12 protein-coding genes are annotated in these 16,335 nt (G+C 45.8%); 10 read left to right on the top strand and 2 right to left on the bottom strand.

What is annotated here, in order from left to right; all coding sequences use genetic code 11:
* Positions 1-69 precede the first annotated feature (69 nt).
* Both AMBT_RS19700 and AMBT_RS19695 read left to right on the top strand, forming a co-directional pair.
* Positions 70-1,338: a sulfite oxidase gene (locus AMBT_RS19700; protein ID WP_417874144.1), complete on the top strand. Its 1,269-nt coding sequence runs from the start codon at positions 70-72 to the stop codon at positions 1,336-1,338.
* Positions 1,339-1,341: 3 nt separating this feature from the next.
* Positions 1,342-1,695: a hypothetical protein gene (locus tag AMBT_RS19695; RefSeq protein ID WP_013786416.1), complete on the top strand. Its 354-nt coding sequence runs from the start codon at positions 1,342-1,344 to the stop codon at positions 1,693-1,695.
* Between the two features lie 143 nt (positions 1,696-1,838).
* Here the strand turns inward: AMBT_RS19695 and AMBT_RS19690 are convergent, their stop codons facing one another.
* Both AMBT_RS19690 and AMBT_RS19685 read right to left on the bottom strand, forming a co-directional pair.
* Positions 1,839-4,412 carry a glycoside hydrolase family 3 protein gene (locus AMBT_RS19690; protein ID WP_013786415.1) on the bottom strand — a complete coding sequence of 858 codons (2,574 nt, stop codon included), beginning with the start codon at positions 4,410-4,412 and terminating at the stop codon, positions 1,839-1,841.
* A gap of 13 nt (positions 4,413-4,425) precedes the next feature.
* Complete coding sequence (locus AMBT_RS19685) at positions 4,426-5,670, bottom strand: sugar MFS transporter (RefSeq protein ID WP_013786414.1); 1,245 nt, start codon at positions 5,668-5,670, stop codon at positions 4,426-4,428.
* Positions 5,671-6,008: 338 nt separating this feature from the next.
* Here AMBT_RS19685 and AMBT_RS19680 point away from each other — a divergent pair, with 338 nt between their 5' ends.
* The 8 genes from AMBT_RS19680 to AMBT_RS19640 all read left to right on the top strand — a co-directional run bounded on the left by AMBT_RS19680 (position 6,009) and on the right by AMBT_RS19640 (position 16,301).
* Positions 6,009-7,952 carry a TonB-dependent receptor plug domain-containing protein gene (locus tag AMBT_RS19680; protein WP_013786413.1) on the top strand — a complete coding sequence of 648 codons (1,944 nt, stop codon included), beginning with the start codon at positions 6,009-6,011 and terminating at the stop codon, positions 7,950-7,952.
* Between the two features lie 190 nt (positions 7,953-8,142).
* Positions 8,143-9,321 (top strand): HmuY family protein, encoded by a 1,179-nt coding sequence (locus AMBT_RS19675; protein WP_013786412.1) that lies wholly within the window; start codon positions 8,143-8,145, stop codon positions 9,319-9,321.
* 3 nt (positions 9,322-9,324) lie between these two features.
* Entirely contained in the window at positions 9,325-10,449 is a 1,125-nt protein-coding gene (locus AMBT_RS19670) for a heme/hemin ABC transporter substrate-binding protein (protein WP_013786411.1), read from the top strand.
* The gene (locus AMBT_RS19665; protein ID WP_013786410.1) at positions 10,446-11,645 is read left to right on the top strand and encodes a FecCD family ABC transporter permease; all 1,200 of its coding nucleotides are present in this window, start codon (positions 10,446-10,448) and stop codon (positions 11,643-11,645) included. Before AMBT_RS19670 ends, AMBT_RS19665 begins: the two co-directional genes overlap by 4 nt.
* A complete protein-coding gene (locus AMBT_RS19660) occupies positions 11,632-12,450 on the top strand; it encodes an ATP-binding cassette domain-containing protein (RefSeq protein ID WP_013786409.1) in 819 nt (272 codons plus the stop codon). The genes AMBT_RS19665 and AMBT_RS19660 overlap by 14 nt, the downstream gene beginning before the upstream one ends.
* A gap of 21 nt (positions 12,451-12,471) precedes the next feature.
* Entirely contained in the window at positions 12,472-13,200 is a 729-nt protein-coding gene (locus AMBT_RS19655) for a HugZ family pyridoxamine 5'-phosphate oxidase (protein ID WP_013786408.1), read from the top strand.
* Positions 13,201-13,546: 346 nt separating this feature from the next.
* A complete protein-coding gene (locus tag AMBT_RS19645) occupies positions 13,547-14,902 on the top strand; it encodes a GH1 family beta-glucosidase (RefSeq protein WP_013786406.1) in 1,356 nt (451 codons plus the stop codon).
* Between the two features lie 52 nt (positions 14,903-14,954).
* Positions 14,955-16,301, top strand: coding sequence for a glycoside-pentoside-hexuronide (GPH):cation symporter (locus AMBT_RS19640; RefSeq protein WP_013786405.1), 1,347 nt, complete (start codon positions 14,955-14,957; stop codon positions 16,299-16,301).
* Positions 16,302-16,335 lie beyond the last annotated feature (34 nt).

Below are 16,335 nucleotides of genomic sequence, written 5' to 3'. Positions count from 1 at the left end.
TCTGAATCATCAGACCAACAGCCTACAGTAAACAAAATCGGTATACATGCCCTTTACGCCGAAAATCCTATCGCCGCCGACGAACAGGTATTTGGGCGTAAAACCGATGGCCTTACACGCCGTGGTTTTCTATCAGGATTTAAAACCCTCTCATTGTTACTAGGCGCAGAAATTGTTTATGGCCGTTTTATGCCAGCAGGGCTTATTCCCGCTGCATTAGCGCAGACAGAAACGCCCTTTAGCATTGAAGGTAAAGACGGGTTAGTGGTGCTAAACGACAGACCCGTTAACGCCGAAACACCCGCGCATTTACTTGACGATAAGATTACGCCAGCGTCGAAATTATTTGTGCGAAACAACGGGATTGTACCTGAAATAACGCCTAAAGATTTTGATGAAAATGCGTGGACACTCACTATTGAAGGGGAGTCGGCAGCAGCTTCACGCACTTTCACGTTAAGTGAGCTTAAAGCCAATTTTAAACACTACACCTATCAATTAACGCTTGAGTGTGGCGGTAACGGTAGAGCTGAATTTTCGCCTGCGGCCAGCGGAAATCAATGGACTACCGGCGCGGTAGGCTGCCCTTCATGGACAGGGGTACGCTTAAAAGACGTACTTAACGCAGTAGGTATCAAAGATGATGCTGTCTACATTGGTTATTACGGTGAAGACTTACATTTGAGTCGAACGCCGGGCAAAGCAGCGATCTCTCGTGGCGTACCTATTGGCAAAGCGCTAGAAGATGAATCGTTAATTGCTTTTGAAATGAATGGCGAACCGCTACCGCTTATGAACGGCTTCCCTATGCGGTTAATGTTTGGCGGTTGGCCTGCTTCCACATCGGGTAAGTGGCTGTCTAAAATTGTTATTCGCGATCGGGTACACGATGGCGCGAAAATGGGCGGCAATGCCTATCGTGTGCCGTGCAAACCAGTCGCACCAGGCACGAGTGTGCCAGAAGACGAAATGTGCATTATTGAAGCTATGCCGGTGAAATCCTTAATTACCTATCCTAAGTCAGGTGCCGAGCACAGCAAAGGTAAAGCATTGGCAGTGCGTGGGCATGCATGGAGCGGCGAAGCCGAGATAGCCAAGGTTTTTACTTCCATTGATTTTGGACAAACCTGGCAGCAAAGCGCGTTGTCGAAACCCGTTAATCGCCACGCGTGGCAACATTTCAACGTCGATATAAGTTTTAAACAAGCCGGGTATTACGAAATTTGGGCGCGAGCTGAAGATGCAAATGGCCGGTCTCAGCCAATGGTACTACCTGGTTGGAACCCTAAAGGCTACCTAAACAATGCGTGTCATCGCGTTGCAGTAAAGGTGGTGTAGCCAATGAACAGGCTGACAAGCGCGCTAATGCTATCGGTGTTATGTACAACATCACTAGCAACGCTAGCTAACGAACATAAGCTCAACCACGTTACAGGGCTTATTGATGCCACGGGGCATAACATGGTGGCTGCACATTGTACGGCGTGTCATTCCGCTAAGCTTATTTCGCAAAATCAAATGAGCCGTGAACGCTGGCTTGAAACGATACGCTGGATGCAAAGCACGCAAAAGCTATGGCCCTTAGGTGATGCTGAACCTGTCATTTTAGATTATCTAACTACGTGGTATGGACCTAAAACACAGAGTCGCCGTGCACCCATTCCGGCCCATTTAATGCCGAAAGAATCTGACTAGTTTTATCGCAATTAAAAGCTAAAAACCTAGATGACAAATATAAAAAACGGGAGCCTAGGCTCCCGTTTTAATATTTGTACAGTAAGTGCTAACTTAGAGCTAACCTAAGATAAGCACTAGCCCGTTAGCCCTGCAATCATGCACTATGGGCACGCAATGTCTGACACTGCCGCATCTTCGCTAGATGCATTCGCTTCAAAACGTACATTGGACACCAATAATGACGCCGACGCGTTAGCGTTAAGCGCAAATGGTGAGAAAAGCTCAGCAAATGACGCGCCTGCTTCTACGAAACAGCGTGAAGGAATAACAACCGTTTGCCATTCGTTTGAATTCGCCGCGAAGCTATTTAACGGCAACGACACACCGCAATCACGACTACTACAACCAATAGACACACTAAGGTTATCTAGGCCTTCTGCTAATTTCACATCAAGCACAAGTGCCGATCCATCTTCACTGTAATCACGCATATCTTCAGGGAAGGGCGAATAGAAGCCTACAGTCGCTTTGTCAGTAAACGTTAGCGATAGGCTATCTTCTTGCACCATGCGGTCGGTGGTACGTACACTTGCGCCTTCAGATTTCACCGTATTGCTTGCTACCCTAGTATCACCCGAGGCGTCTTTAATCATTAGTTGCCAAGGCTTTTGTGTAGAAAGTACGTAAATATCATGAGCAGGTAACGGTGCGTTTGCATCAACGCCAGTCGACTCAGACAGCGGCGCTTCGATAGGATCAGACTCGCCGAACGCTAATCCATAGCCATATGCAAACTGTGCAGTTTCACCATCATCTTTGTTCACAATTTGGGTCGGCGTTGCTGGCCATGAAAATGACAATTTACCGTGCATAGGGTATTTTATGTCACCGTTTTTCTTGGTGAACAATACATCGGCAACACCTTGGCCTTCAGAGCCAGGTAACCAGGCTACTACAAATGCATCACTGGCGTTAATTTCTGGGTTTACCCACAATGGACGGCCGGTAATGAAAACAGACACCACAGGAATACCTTGGCCCTGGAAAGATTTCAACAGCGCAAGATCTGACTTGTCGCCACGTTGATATTCAACATTTGAAATATCGCCATTGCCTTCAGCATAAGGATTTTCACCAAATACGATAATCGCCACATCAGGTTTTGCTTTTGAAGCGGTTTCAATCACACCCGCTTCAAACGCTGTTCCTTCAAATAGCGTAGCCGTTCCGCCCGCTTCGCTAACCGCTTGCTCAATACCCTCAAAAATAGAGGTTGCACCTGGGAAGTCACTATTTTTATTACCCGTGCCTTGCCACGTTATAGTCCAGCCGCCTGATTGCTTACCTATATTATGGGCAGCATCGCCAGCAACAACCACGTTCATATTTGGCGCTAGGGGCAGCAAGTTATCTTGGTTTTTAAGCATCACTAGCGACTTTCGAACCGCTGAACGAGCAATATCGCGATGAGCTTGTGCACCAATAATCTCGCTATTGCCTGATAACGCACGGTTAGCCGGAGATGGTTGCTCAAACAGACCCATGCGCACTTTTACCCGCAATACGCGGCGTACCGCATCGTCTAAACGAGACTGTGGTATAACCCCTGATTTAACCTGTGCAATGGTGTTTTCATACAAAGGTTTCCAAGCACTGGTCGGCACCATAAAGACATCAAGACCGGCATTCATAGCCTGTGGGCAGCTTTCGTTAGTACAGCCTTCAATTTGACCATGGCCGTTCCAGTCACCCACGATGAAGCCGTCAAAACCCATTTTGTCTTTTAGCACATCAGTAAGTAAATATTTGCTGCCGTGAATTTTCTTGCCATGCCAGCTGTTGAACGATGCCATTACCGATTGTGAACCAGCATTTAAGCCTTCAACATAGCCTTGTGCGTGAATGCGAAATAAGGTTTCTTCGTCGGCAATGTTATTACCTTGATCGTCACCACCTTGTGTTCCGCCATCACCAATAAAGTGCTTTACCGTTGAGATAACATGGTTATCGTCAATGCTGCCACTGGCAATATCGCCTTGCATGCCAGATACAATAGCCTTGGCATAAGCGCCTACAATGGCAGGGTCTTCTGAATAGCTTTCATAGGTTCTTCCCCAACGATCATCACGGGCTACCGCAACAGTTGGCGCGAATATCCAATCAATGCCAGTCGCACGTACTTCTTTGGCAGTCGCTTCGGCAATTTGAGTGATAATGGCAGGGTCGTTCATCGCACCCAAACCAATATTATGTGGAAACAAGGTAGCGCCAATGACGTTGTTGTGACCATGTACTGCATCGGTTCCCCACATGGTTGGAATGGTGCTTCCGTCAACAGAGTCGTCTATTGATGCTTGATACATGGCATCGGCAATGGCAATCCAATCTTGAGGTGTAGCGTGCTTATCATTATTGGGAAATGCACCACCGCCATTTAAGTACGAACCAAACCCGTAGGTACGCATGTCTTCTAGAGTCACATCGCGAATTTCAGGCTGTATAGTTTGCGCCACTTTTTGCTCAAGGGTCATAGTAGATAAGATTTCGTCTACTTTAGCTTCCACCGCTTCGCTGTTTTCTGTACTAAAGGTAATTTCAGGCCAAAAGTCGGGTACTGATTTTTGTGATGCTTGCTCAGTCAGCTCAGTTTTCGGCGTGCTAGCCTCGTCTGTCGCTGGCTGACAACCTGCCATAACCAATGCTGCGGCAATTAATGAATATGAACTTAGTTTCATAAAAATCCCTTGTTTATTTGTGGCTAGCAGCCAAGTTAACGGTAGCACCACGAAGCCCGTAATAAGCAATATATAAATAGCAAATAACCGGCAATAAGAAAGAAAGTTGAACACCCACGTTGTCAGCAATAACACCTTGCAGCAGTGGTACAATAGCGCCGCCCACTATGGCTAAACACAACATGCCAGAGGCTTGTGCTGTTTTTTGGCCTAGCCCTTTAAGTGCAAGACTGAAAATGGTGGGGAACATGATAGAGTTACAAAGTCCTACCGCTAAAATAGTCCACATGGCGATATTACCGCTGCTGAATACCGAAACAATTATAAGTGTGCATGAGGCAAATGAGTTTACGGCCAGTAGTTTGCCCGCGGCCACTTTTTGCATTACCGCGGCGCCAATGAAACGCCCTACCATAGCGCCACCCCAATAATAGGCTATGTACTTAGATGCTTGGCTTTCGCTCATGCCTTTAATGCTTTCTAGTCCAAAGTAGTTGACTAAAAAGCTGCCAATCGCAACTTCAGCGCCTACGTATAAAAACAAACCTAGCGCACCCAATGACAGGTGGCGATGTTTTAATAAACCGGTATCTGTCGTGGTAGCGACATCCATTTCACTGTGCGTGGGTGAGGGAAGCTTCACTTTAACCATAACCACAGCCATGGCCACTAATACAGCGGCCAATGTTAAATAGGGAAGGACTACCGCATTTGCATCTACTGCTGCGTTTTCCATTCCTTCATGGGCACCAAATAACACGATGCCACCAATAATTGGCGCGACTGTAGTACCCAACGAGTTAAACCCTTGGGTCATGGTGAGTCGACTAGAAGCGGTATCTGGGTTACCCATAATGGTTACCAAGGGGTTTGCAGCCACTTGCAAAATAGTGATACCTGAAGCTAATACAAACAATGCCCCTAAGAACATCCAATACTGAGTGAAAAGCGCTGAAGGAATAAATAGCACACAGCCCACTGCAGCAGTAATTAACCCCACACCAATGCCTTTTTGATATCCGGTCGCACTCACTAACTTTCCGGCTGGAATAGAAATAAGAAAGTAGGCGCCAAAGAAGCACGATTGCACCAGCATAGCTTGAGTATAAGAAAGCGAGAATAACGCTTTCAAATGGGGGATCAGAATATCGTTAAGTGCGGTAATAAAACCCCACATAAAAAATAACGACGTTAACGTAGCTAACGCAAGTTGACTGGTGGTTGTAGACCCAGCCGTGGTTTTTATTGTTTGATTCATAGGTAACGCCCTGAATTCACTTGTTAGTAAACGAAATTTCGTGTTCGCATTTGGCTTGTTGGTTACTTTGCGTTAACGAATTGGTTCGGTATTTGTTAACACTTTGTTGGTCAGTATAGGGGGCGAAAATGAAAATGCAAGCGCTTACATTGTTTGATTGTATGCGTTTACATTTTTATTTAAATATTACAATTACCTGCTGTGTTCTCCTGCCTTTTTAATAGTTTGACCTTGCATAGTTAATATTATTTACCAATAGCACTTGCTTTTTCTCCTTAAATAAATAAGATCAAATGCAAATTGTTATCATTTGCATTATTGATTAGAAAGTAAATTAAATGAATCATTCTTACACTGTTACTTTGCTATTAGCGAGCACGCTACTGCCAACATACGCCCTAGCCGAAACCGAGGCGCCGGTTGAACGCGTTGTGGTAACGGGAACACGTACACCCAAGCTTCTAGGTGCATCTCCGGTAAAAGTCGATGTGATAGATAAAGCGGAAATTTCAAGGCTCAGCAAGGGAACGCTTCGGCAAGTGCTGGAAGTTATGCCTGGGGTTGTGGTTAGGCGCAGTCAAAAAGACGGGTATAACGTACAGTTAAATGGCTTTAATGGCGACCATGTATTGGTGTTAATTAACGGTCAGCCAGTTATTTCTCCAACAGGCTCTTCAGTCGATTTAGATCAAATTAGCGTTGCCAACATTCGACAGATTGAAATTGTACGCGGCGCAGCATCGGTTCTTTACGGTAGTTCAGCCATGGGGGGCGTTATCAATATTATTACTGATGTGCCAGAAGGCTCACAGTTATCCGCCGACTATGAACTTTCTCACTACAGTGATGATGGGCTCGACAGCGATACCCTAGGGCACACGGCTAAGGTTAGCGCGGCTAAAGAGATAAAGCACTGGCAGCTAGGATTGACCGCACAGCATATTACGAACCCCGGCTTCGATTATGACCCTGATACCGTGTCTCAAGATGGTGGTGCGGTGGATAAATCCTTCGTGCAGTTTTCCTTATCAACAGGTATCAATGACCTCGATTTTAGTTACAAAGGCCAATGGCTAGATGAACAGAAAGACAAACCTCAGTCCTCTATTCCAGGGCAAGCTAGCATTATTAGTTATGTGTCTAGCGTTACCCAATGGCAGCACGATGTAAAACTTGCTGAACAGCAGAATTGGCATGTTAATGGGCGCTATTTGTCTCACGATGAACAAAGCGGTAATACCAATGGCTTGCGCCAAACCGATATTCAATTAGCGGAAATTGAGGCGCAGAAAATTCTATCTTTGGGTGATGTTGAGTGGGTAGGGGGGTTGGTAGCCCATGCTGATAACTTAGACCAGCAAAATGTGGCAACGGGAACGGTAGAAGTTGACGATGTTAGCCGAGAAAGTACCGAAGCGTACTTGCAAGCCAATTGGCAGCAAAACGATACTCAAGCCTTATTGGGCCTTCGAGTACAAAATGATTCTGATTTTGGTTGGCATACGGCAGCAAAGCTCAGTGGTAGTCAAAGCTGGAAACTTGATGAAACCACACTACAAGTACGTGGCGGCGGTGGTACCAGTTATCGAGTACCTAATTTAAAAGAGCGTTACTACGTGTTCGATCACAGCAACCTAGGTTACATGGTATTGGGCAATGAAGACCTTGTGCCAGAAACGGCGCTAAGCGCCAATGTAGGATTGAATGGGCGATTAACTCCGAAACAAAGTCGATGGTGGTATCAGGCCGATATCGATTTTCATTACACAGAAGCAGAAGACTTTATTACCACCGCGGTAGATGTAGAAGCATCACAAGAGGCCGGACTTGATATCTCTGTGTACGAAAACCTCGATGAAGCCACGCTTTACGGTGCTGATTTGAGCGTAAGCGCGCAAAACGATAACTGGCAGTGGCAACTTAACTATAGCTACTTACATGCCGAAGATGGTGATTCTGAGCGCTTGCCCGAACGGCCCACTCATTTAGTGAAAGCCTCAGTGACCTACCAATTTGATAAAAGTGATACCAGCGTTCAATTGTATGGCGTGCATGAAAACGACGTTTCTCCCACCTCTGGTTACACCGTTACCGCGAAAGACAGCTACACCACCTTAAATGCCGTGGTGCAGCATGACTTTTCTCGCCACTGGCAAACCCGCTTGGGGGTTGAAAACCTTACCGATGAACATCGCTCACCCGATTCACTTTCGGCGGGGGCTTTTGATGCTCGGCCTATTTCAGCTCGCCGAGTTTATTTGGGCGTGAGTTACCAATACTAACCCTCTGGAAAGATCCAGTACTTAAAAACAAAAAACAAAAAACAAAAAACTTAAAAATAGAGAACTTAGGAACCAATATCTAAAGACAGAAAAAGCCAGCAATAAGAAACAATAACAGAATTAGATCATAGCGCCGTTTACTCAATTAATCCCAACGGCTAAACACACAATATAGAAAAGGAAAGAACACATGAATAAAAAATACTTAGCATTATTACTTGCGATGACATTGGGGCTTGCCGCTTGCGGTGGTTCTGATAGTAGCGATCCAGCTATTGAAACCCCTGATCAAAGTGGTGAAGATAGTGGTGAAGACAGCGCCGATAATTCAGGTGACGAAACCGATGACAGCGCGGGTGATGAAGGCGAAACCAGTAATGAAGTGGCTACAATTTATGGGCCGTACAGCACAGGTAGTATATCTGAACCGGTTGCCGTGTATTTTGATTTAGATACACAAACCCAGGTTACGCTTACCGAAGAAGAAGCCGCGAGCGACACCACTTGGGATATCGGCTTTAAACGCACGTCGGTATTTTTAAATACAGCACAAGAGACGCCAGTAAGTGTCTACTTTACTGCCAACAACAGTGACTTCTACGATGATAGTGGGGCAGCTGTGGCAGACTTATTTTTAAATGCGACCGCTGATAGCGAGCTTGATGATTATTTAGCCGTAACAACGAGCGATGTGCCAGATGCCGACGCTTTTTCTACCGATGCTGAGTCTGCCGTTATTGGCGATACTTTTTATAATTATGATACCACTACCCATGTAGTGACCGCGGCTAGCGATACTTACTACGTGGTGTCATCAGATGAAAATTACACCAAATTCCATGTGACTGACATTGTGACTGAAGGGCGTGGTATCGGCGAAATTACATTGGGCGTAATGCATCAAAGTGTACTTGATGGGCAAACCACGTTTGCAGAAGAAGTATCGCTAAGTGTTAACGCAGTAGGGTGTACGTCGCCTATCTACGTCGATTTCGATGTGCAGCAAGAAGTAACAGAAACCGATGCATGGGATATCACTATCCCTTGTGCAGATGGCGCAGGTGAATTTGCCCTGTCTATTGCCGATGATGCAACTGTACTTCGCACCGATGCTGATACCTATGCAGGCATAGATACCGAAGCCGCTGCATTTTATGGTTTCAGTGCTGAAACCGTTAGTGACTATGCGTTTACCGCTAACAACTGGTACTACTATGACAGCACGAGTCACTTGTTGTACTCACAGTTCGGGGTATACCTGATATCGGCAGGTGATAGCGTATTTAAATTTCAAATAACTAGCTACTACGATGAAGATGGTACATCAGGTGCTTACAGCTTCCGCGCTGACCCCGTTACCGAGGAGTAATTAATGGCTAAAACCAAATTACCCAGCTTAGTTAGCACGAAAAAAGTGCTACATAGGCTAAGCGTGATAAGTGTATTTTGGTGTTTATGTAGTGGCGGAGTATATGCTGCCGCTACATCCTCAGCACCTAATACCCACACCGCACCTAATACCCACACAGCACTGTCCGCATCTTCGGTACATGAAAACCAGCAAGCTGACACACCCCGAATTATTGCTGCAGGTGGCAGTGTAACGGAAATCATCTACGCGCTAGGGCGGGGTGATTGGGTGGTGGCAACAGACAGTACAAGTATGTTTCCCGCGGCGGCGACTGAGGTAACAAAACTAGGCTATTTTCGTCAACTTAGTACAGAAGGCGTGCTTGCCCAACAGCCTTCTTTGCTATTAGGGGCGAGTGCCACAGGCCCAGAACCCATGTTAGAGCAAGTTGCCAAAGCAGGGGTTGATGTACACGTTTATCATGTCTCAAAAGACATAGACGGTTTAAGCGAGATGGTGCTTGATATTGGTCACAGAGTGTCGGCGGTAGAGAAAGCCGAGCAGCTTGTTACTGACTTACATCGTCAAGTGGACGTTCAGCAAAGGCAATATTCCGAAGCAATAGCATCTTACGTAAGTACAGGTTACCCCAACACTATTAGTGCGCTTTTCGTGGTAGCGAATAATGATAGAGGCATTACCGTGGCAGGGGCCAAAACTGTACCGCAAGCACTGTTTGATACCTTGGGTATGACCAATATTGCAAGCGATCTTGTCGGTTACAAGTTAATGGATGCCGAATCAGTACTCGCCCGAAACCCTGATGTAGTGTTTGCCGCTGGGCATATGCTGCATGGCAAAAATGCGCTTAATTCACTGTGTTCCCACCATGCGATTGCAACAACATTTGCAGGCCAACACTGTTTGGTGAAAGCCATGGATAGCAGTATTGGGCTGGGCTTATCCCCTCGTTTTGCTATTGCGCTAAAAGCCGTTGCTGAACATGGGCTGCGTGTTTTATCCCTTAAAGCCGCCAACACGGTAATGCAAGAGTCAGCTAGCCAAGTGCATATTGCACAAAGCACAGGTTTAGATAAAAACACAAATACAGACAATAATAGTCATGATATGGGAAGGTTCGAGTGACAGCGTTTTCCTCGAGCCCCGGCGCCCCGAGTCATACGCCGAACAATAAGGTGCTTAGAAAAGATGTCTCGGGCAACAACGCATCAGCATTGATGGTAAATCTAGTTGCAACGAGAGCAAAGCGTAAGCGTTATGGTTTAGCCTTACTTGGGGCTTTATTGCTGGTAAGCGCCTACGTGGGGGTTGTGAGTGGCAGCTTATCGATTAACGTGAGCGAGTTGTTGTGGCATGAACTGTCGCAGTTAACAAGGCCACTTTTTTCTCAAGGCGCGTTAATTGAGGTAGGCGGGGCTAATCGAGAGGGTACATTTAATAGCACGCACTGGTACGTACTTACTGAGCTGCGTTTGCCTCGGGTTATTATGACCTTATTTATTGGCGCGTTATTAGCGGTGTCTGGTTGTGCCATGCAGGGCTTGGTGAGAAACCCATTGGCCGATCCAGGTTTAATCGGTATTGCCGGTGGCGCCGCGGCTGCAGCAGCAGTCAGCATGGCTATAGTGCCGCCACTCGTACCCGCGCTCGCCTCTGTTTGGGTGGCACTTTGGGCGTTTGGCGGGGCGTTATTGTCCGTGTGGACCGTGTTACGTTTTGCTAATAGTGCGCAAGGTGTCTCGGTGGCTACGCTAATACTTGCAGGGGTAGCAATAAATGCTTTCACCGGCACCATTATTGGCGCCATTAGCTATGTGGCTAGCGACGATGCACTTCGCCAAATCACCTATTGGACTATGGGCAGTTTAGCCGGCGCTAGTTGGACCTTATGCGCGCTGGTAGCGGCGGCCGGCATTATCGCTATTACAGGTTTAATGATGTCTCGAAATGCACTTAATTTATTAGCCTTAGGTGAAAACGAGGCGGCATACATGGGGCTGAATGTAGCGCGTTATAAGCAAATTATACTGTGGTTGGTGGCATTTGCTGTCGCCTTAGCAACCGCTCTGTGCGGCATTATCGGGTTTGTGGGTTTAGTTGTGCCGCACATGTGCCGCACATTATTTGGCGTCAATCACAATGTACTCATTCCTGCTTGTGCATTAATGGGGGCACTGTTGTTAACGGTTGCCGATACGTTGGCTCGTACATTATTCACTCCAATGGAAATCCCTATAGGTATTGTCACATCCGCCATAGGAGCACCTTTTTTCTTGTATCTGCTATGGCAACAAAAAGGGGTATTTAATGGCTCGCTGTAACCACGCTGAATCACAGAAGCATGAAACCCTACTCACCCTCATTGGTGTCGATGTTATTAGGGGAAAACGACAGCTACTGTGCAACCTTAATCTTGTGTTTAATGCGGGGGAATTTATTGCCCTTGCGGGCGAAAACGGCTGCGGGAAATCATCCCTGCTTACTGTGATAGGCGGCCTAGCGCCGCTTGATAAAGGCACGCTTTTGTTTAACGGTGAGGCCCTAAGTGAAATAGGTTTGCGAAAGCTTGCAAACTATCGCGCGGTCATGGCGCAAAGTGCGTCTACCCCTTTTGGCTTTGTAGTAGATGAAATATTGCAGTTAGCGCGTCATCACATTATTGAGTCGCCTGACAATCGACATCATATTATCGGCAAGATTGCTGAGCAGTTTGACATTACTCACTTGTTGTCGCGAAATATTCAAACCTTGTCAGGGGGCGAGCGGCAAAGAGTATTTTTAAGCAAAGCAATATTGCAGTTACTACCGGTAAACCCAAAGGACAGCTTAGTTGGAAAACTGTTGCTGCTTGATGAGCCAACCTCTGCACTAGACCTACGGCATCAAAAGTTGGTGATGCAGCAATTGGTCAGTCTCAGTAACCAGGGGCTATGCATAGTTTGTGTGAGTCACGATCTCAATTTAATTTCACCCTATTGCAGCAGAATGATTTTACTGGCTGAGCAGGGGTGTATAGCCGATGATAAGCCGGAAAATGCGCTAACGATAGACACATTAGCACGCTGCTATCACACCCAATTAAACGTTATTCGTAACCAAGAGCACGATGTGTTTGTTACGCATTAATTTGAACAGAAGGAGTTTCTTATGAGCATGCAAGATATTGCATTTTCAGCAAAACAACTAAGCCGAACTCACCACAGTGGTGTGTTAGGCACTCATTCCACCTCAATGCCGGGTTATCCCTTTGGTTCAGTCGTTCCTTTTTATCTTACCCCCGCCGGTGATGCCATTATCTATATTAGTGATATAGCGCTGCATACTCGTAATATTAAAGCGAACGATAAAGTCAGTTTAACCATATTCGATGCTGCAGAAGATGACTCTCAAGCAAACGGCCGTGTCACTATTATGGGCAATGCAGAACTTGCGAATAAAGATGATGTGAAAGCGCAATATTTACGGCTGTTCCCACAAGCCAAAGGGTATGAAAAAACTCACGACTTTAACTTTTATGTTATCCGCGCCGAGCGGGTACGCTTTATTGGCGGGTTTGGGAAAATCCATTGGATAGATAAAGCGTACTGGCAGGTTGAAGAGCAAGAGTGGCATGGTTCACCAGAAGGCATGATTACTCACATGAATGAAGATCATGTTGATGCCATGCAGTTAATTTTACAGCATAAAATCGGCGTGAATATTGAGCATCCTATTATGCACAGTGCATTTCCAGAAGGTATGCATTGTGGTAGCGAGGAAGCGACCTGGTTCATTCCATTTGAATCCATTTGTGAAACTTCCACCGATGTTCGAAAAGCCCTTGTCAAACTGACTAACGATGCACGCACGGCATTGAACATACCCAAAGCGAGCTAAAAGATTCGCGCTATCGAAACGTCGTGTTCTTTTATCGCCGTAAGTGCTAGATATCCTACCTTTATTGGAAACCCAGCGAAGTGCTTAGCTGGGTGTTCTTCTGTGAATAAAATGTAAAATTCTTCTCTATTACTCCTCGTCTCTATATGAAAGCGTTTACATGAAATGCTACACTTTGTTCCATATAACCGGCTTTGTACATAAGTGCCAATAGCGCATCTTATATAAAGCGCTAATACACCTTGGCTTTGCACAATCTGAGTATTGTTAGTGCCTGTGATATTCATTTTTTATCGTCTGTTTTAGACAGGCGCTGATACACACATTCGAATAAGGTTTTGTACACATGGAAATTTTAGCCCAACCTGGCTCTCCTTTTATGCAATCAAATTTCACTATGGGGGTTGCGACATCGTCATTTCAAATAGAGGGCGATGCAGACAACAGAGAGCCAAGCATTTGGGATACGTTTTGCAATACACCTGGAAAGATTGCCGATGGTAGTCATGGCCTAGTGGCATGTGATCATGTGAACCGTTTGGAAGAAGACTTAAGCATTATCGATTCGTTAAATGTAGACGCTTATCGATTTTCCATTAGCTGGCCACGAATTATTAAAAAAGATGGTTCGGTTAATCAACAAGGGCTCGATTTCTACCTTGCCTTGCTAGCCAAGCTAAAGCAAAACAACATAAAGCCTTATGTCACTCTATATCACTGGGATTTACCGCAGTATTTAGAAGATGAAGGAGGCTGGTTAAATAGAAAAACGGCCTATGCGTTTGCTGAGTATGTGGATGTGGTGAGTAAAGCTTTCGGTGATAACGTATTCTCATACGCCACCTTAAATGAACCCTTTTGTAGTGCTTATTTAGGGTATGAAGTCGGCATTCATGCTCCAGGGAAAGTGGGTAAAGAGTTTGGTAAAAAAGCCATACACCATTTGTTGCTGGCTCATGGTTTAGGCATGCGGGTACTGCGTAAAAATGTACCCAATATCGAGTCTGGCGTGGTACTTAACTTTACCCCGTTTTACCCAAACTCTAATGATGAAAAGGATATTCGTGCCACAAAATTAGCGCATGATCATCATAACGACTGGTACATTAAACCGTTAATGCATGGTTGTTACCCTGCTCTTATCGATGACATTCCGGCAGCGCACCGGCCAGATATTCTCGATGGCGATATGGATATCATTTCTGAGAAAATAGATTACTTAGGTGTGAATTATTACACTCGCGCTAAGGTTTCCGATGATGGCTCTGAAGATCCTTGTCAGTTGCCAGCCCCAGAGGGAAGTGAAACTACCGCAATGGGCTGGGAAGTTTACCCGCAAGGGTTAACTGATTTGCTGCTACAGTTGCATAATGACTACCCACTACCACCGCTTATTATCACTGAAAATGGCTTGGCCAGTGATGATACGCTAACAAAAGATGGGGCAGTAAACGATGAGCAGCGTATTCGATATCTAACCACTCATTTGCAGGCGGTAGCTGATGCCATTGAAGCAGGGGTTAATATAACAGGCTATTTTGTTTGGAGCTTGTTAGATAATTTTGAATGGGCGCTGGGTTACGAGAAACGCTTCGGTATTATTTACGTTGATTACGATACGCAAAAACGAACGTTAAAAGCCAGTGCACTAAGATTACAACAATTGCTAGAAGAAAGACGAAAAGCGTTAAACGCAGCCTGATAGATGCGCAATTGATTAAAAGCATAAAATAATAAAGATAACGGTGAAGCCAATGGTAAGTGCAAAGGAAAAGATTGCCTACGGGTTAGGCGATACGGCAAGTAATTTCATTTTTCAAACCGTCATGCTGTTTTTGACATTCTATTACACCGACGTTGTCGGCATACCGGCTGCAGCGGTAGGGAGCATGTTCTTACTGGTTCGCGTATTTGATGCGGTTACCGACCCTTTAATGGGATCTTTGGCCGACAGAACAAGAACGCGGTGGGGCGCATACCGCCCCTATTTATTATGGTTGGCTTTGCCTTTTGCGCTGTGTAGCGTGCTTGCGTTTACCTCGCCTGAATGGCTTACCGAAGACGGTAAGCTTTACTATGCATTTATCACCTACGCACTGTTAATGATAATGTATACGGCCATCAATATTCCTTATTCTGCATTGGGCGGCGTGCTAAGTGCCGATGCTTCAGAACGGGTATCTATCCAATCTTATCGCTTTGTCTTCGCAATGGGTGGTGGGCTGCTGGTGACATCATTTATGTTGCCATTGGTTGATTACTTAGGGAGCGGCAACGAAGCGCTTGGGTATCAGCGCGCTATGATAGTGATGAGTATAGTGGGGATGGTACTTTTTCTACTTTGCTTTGCTGGTACTAAAGAGCGGGTAAAACCTGCCAATGAAACGCCTGCACCCTATAAAACTCAGCTAGCGGCCATTTGGCAAAATGACCAGTGTCGTGTTCTTTGTATGGTTGCGATTGTGTTACTTACCGGCATGGTGATGCGAAACACGCTAGCGCTTTACTATGTGAAGTACGTGTTGCAGCGGCCTGAATCGGCCACATTGTTTGTTACTGCGGGTATGGTAGGCAGCATTATAGGCTGTGCGTTGGCGAACCCAATTGCTAAACGATTTTGCAAAATCAAAGTCTACACTTGGCTTCAGTTAGCCAGTGCAGCAGTGTGTATCGTAAATTATTTTGTGCCTTATCAGGCGTGGTTTACGGCCATTGCACTGCATTTCCTTTGGGGCCTTATATTGCAAATGGCTACGCCGCTACTGTGGGCAAAAATTGCTGATGTGGTGGACTATGGCGAAGATAAAACGGGGCTTCGTATGACCGGGTTAACTTACTCAACCGTAGTCTTTTTTATTAAGGTTGGACTAGCTTTGGGCGGCGCACTTGCGGGGTGGTTACTCGCATCAGTTAACTATCAACCGGACGCATTTTCACCTGATGTGGCAAAAGGAATTGTGGCGTTATTTTGTATCGGGCCGGCAATTGCATCGATAGGTGTTGCGATTATTATGCGCTGGTATACATTAGATAACCAAAAAATGATGGCAATTCAGCAGCGCCTTGGATTGACCACAGACGATGCGCATCGCGCATCGTAACAATAATTACGCAAAGCAAGGATATACACAGCGC

Origin of the sequence: Alteromonas naphthalenivorans (assembly GCF_000213655.1) — a bacterium.
Classification (GTDB): Bacteria; Pseudomonadota; Gammaproteobacteria; order Enterobacterales; family Alteromonadaceae; genus Alteromonas; species Alteromonas naphthalenivorans.
The sequence above is the reverse complement of the archived record's forward strand: the minus strand, read 5'-3'. Positions and strand labels throughout refer to the sequence as shown.

What these genes read in the sequence shown, in the direction of transcription:
- AMBT_RS19695 (WP_013786416.1), top strand. Translation starts at nt 1,342, where the DNA reads ATGAACAGGCTGACAAGCGCGCTAATGCTATCGGTGTTATGTACAACA.
- AMBT_RS19690 (WP_013786415.1), bottom strand. Translation starts at nt 4,412, where the DNA reads ATGAAACTAAGTTCATATTCATTAATTGCCGCAGCATTGGTTATGGCA.
- AMBT_RS19685 (WP_013786414.1), bottom strand. Translation starts at nt 5,670, where the DNA reads ATGAATCAAACAATAAAAACCACGGCTGGGTCTACAACCACCAGTCAA.
- AMBT_RS19680 (WP_013786413.1), top strand. Translation starts at nt 6,009, where the DNA reads ATGAATCATTCTTACACTGTTACTTTGCTATTAGCGAGCACGCTACTG.
- AMBT_RS19675 (WP_013786412.1), top strand. Translation starts at nt 8,143, where the DNA reads ATGAATAAAAAATACTTAGCATTATTACTTGCGATGACATTGGGGCTT.
- AMBT_RS19670 (WP_013786411.1), top strand. Translation starts at nt 9,325, where the DNA reads ATGGCTAAAACCAAATTACCCAGCTTAGTTAGCACGAAAAAAGTGCTA.
- AMBT_RS19660 (WP_013786409.1), top strand. Translation starts at nt 11,632, where the DNA reads ATGGCTCGCTGTAACCACGCTGAATCACAGAAGCATGAAACCCTACTC.
- AMBT_RS19655 (WP_013786408.1), top strand. Translation starts at nt 12,472, where the DNA reads ATGAGCATGCAAGATATTGCATTTTCAGCAAAACAACTAAGCCGAACT.
- AMBT_RS19645 (WP_013786406.1), top strand. Translation starts at nt 13,547, where the DNA reads ATGGAAATTTTAGCCCAACCTGGCTCTCCTTTTATGCAATCAAATTTC.
- AMBT_RS19640 (WP_013786405.1), top strand. Translation starts at nt 14,955, where the DNA reads ATGGTAAGTGCAAAGGAAAAGATTGCCTACGGGTTAGGCGATACGGCA.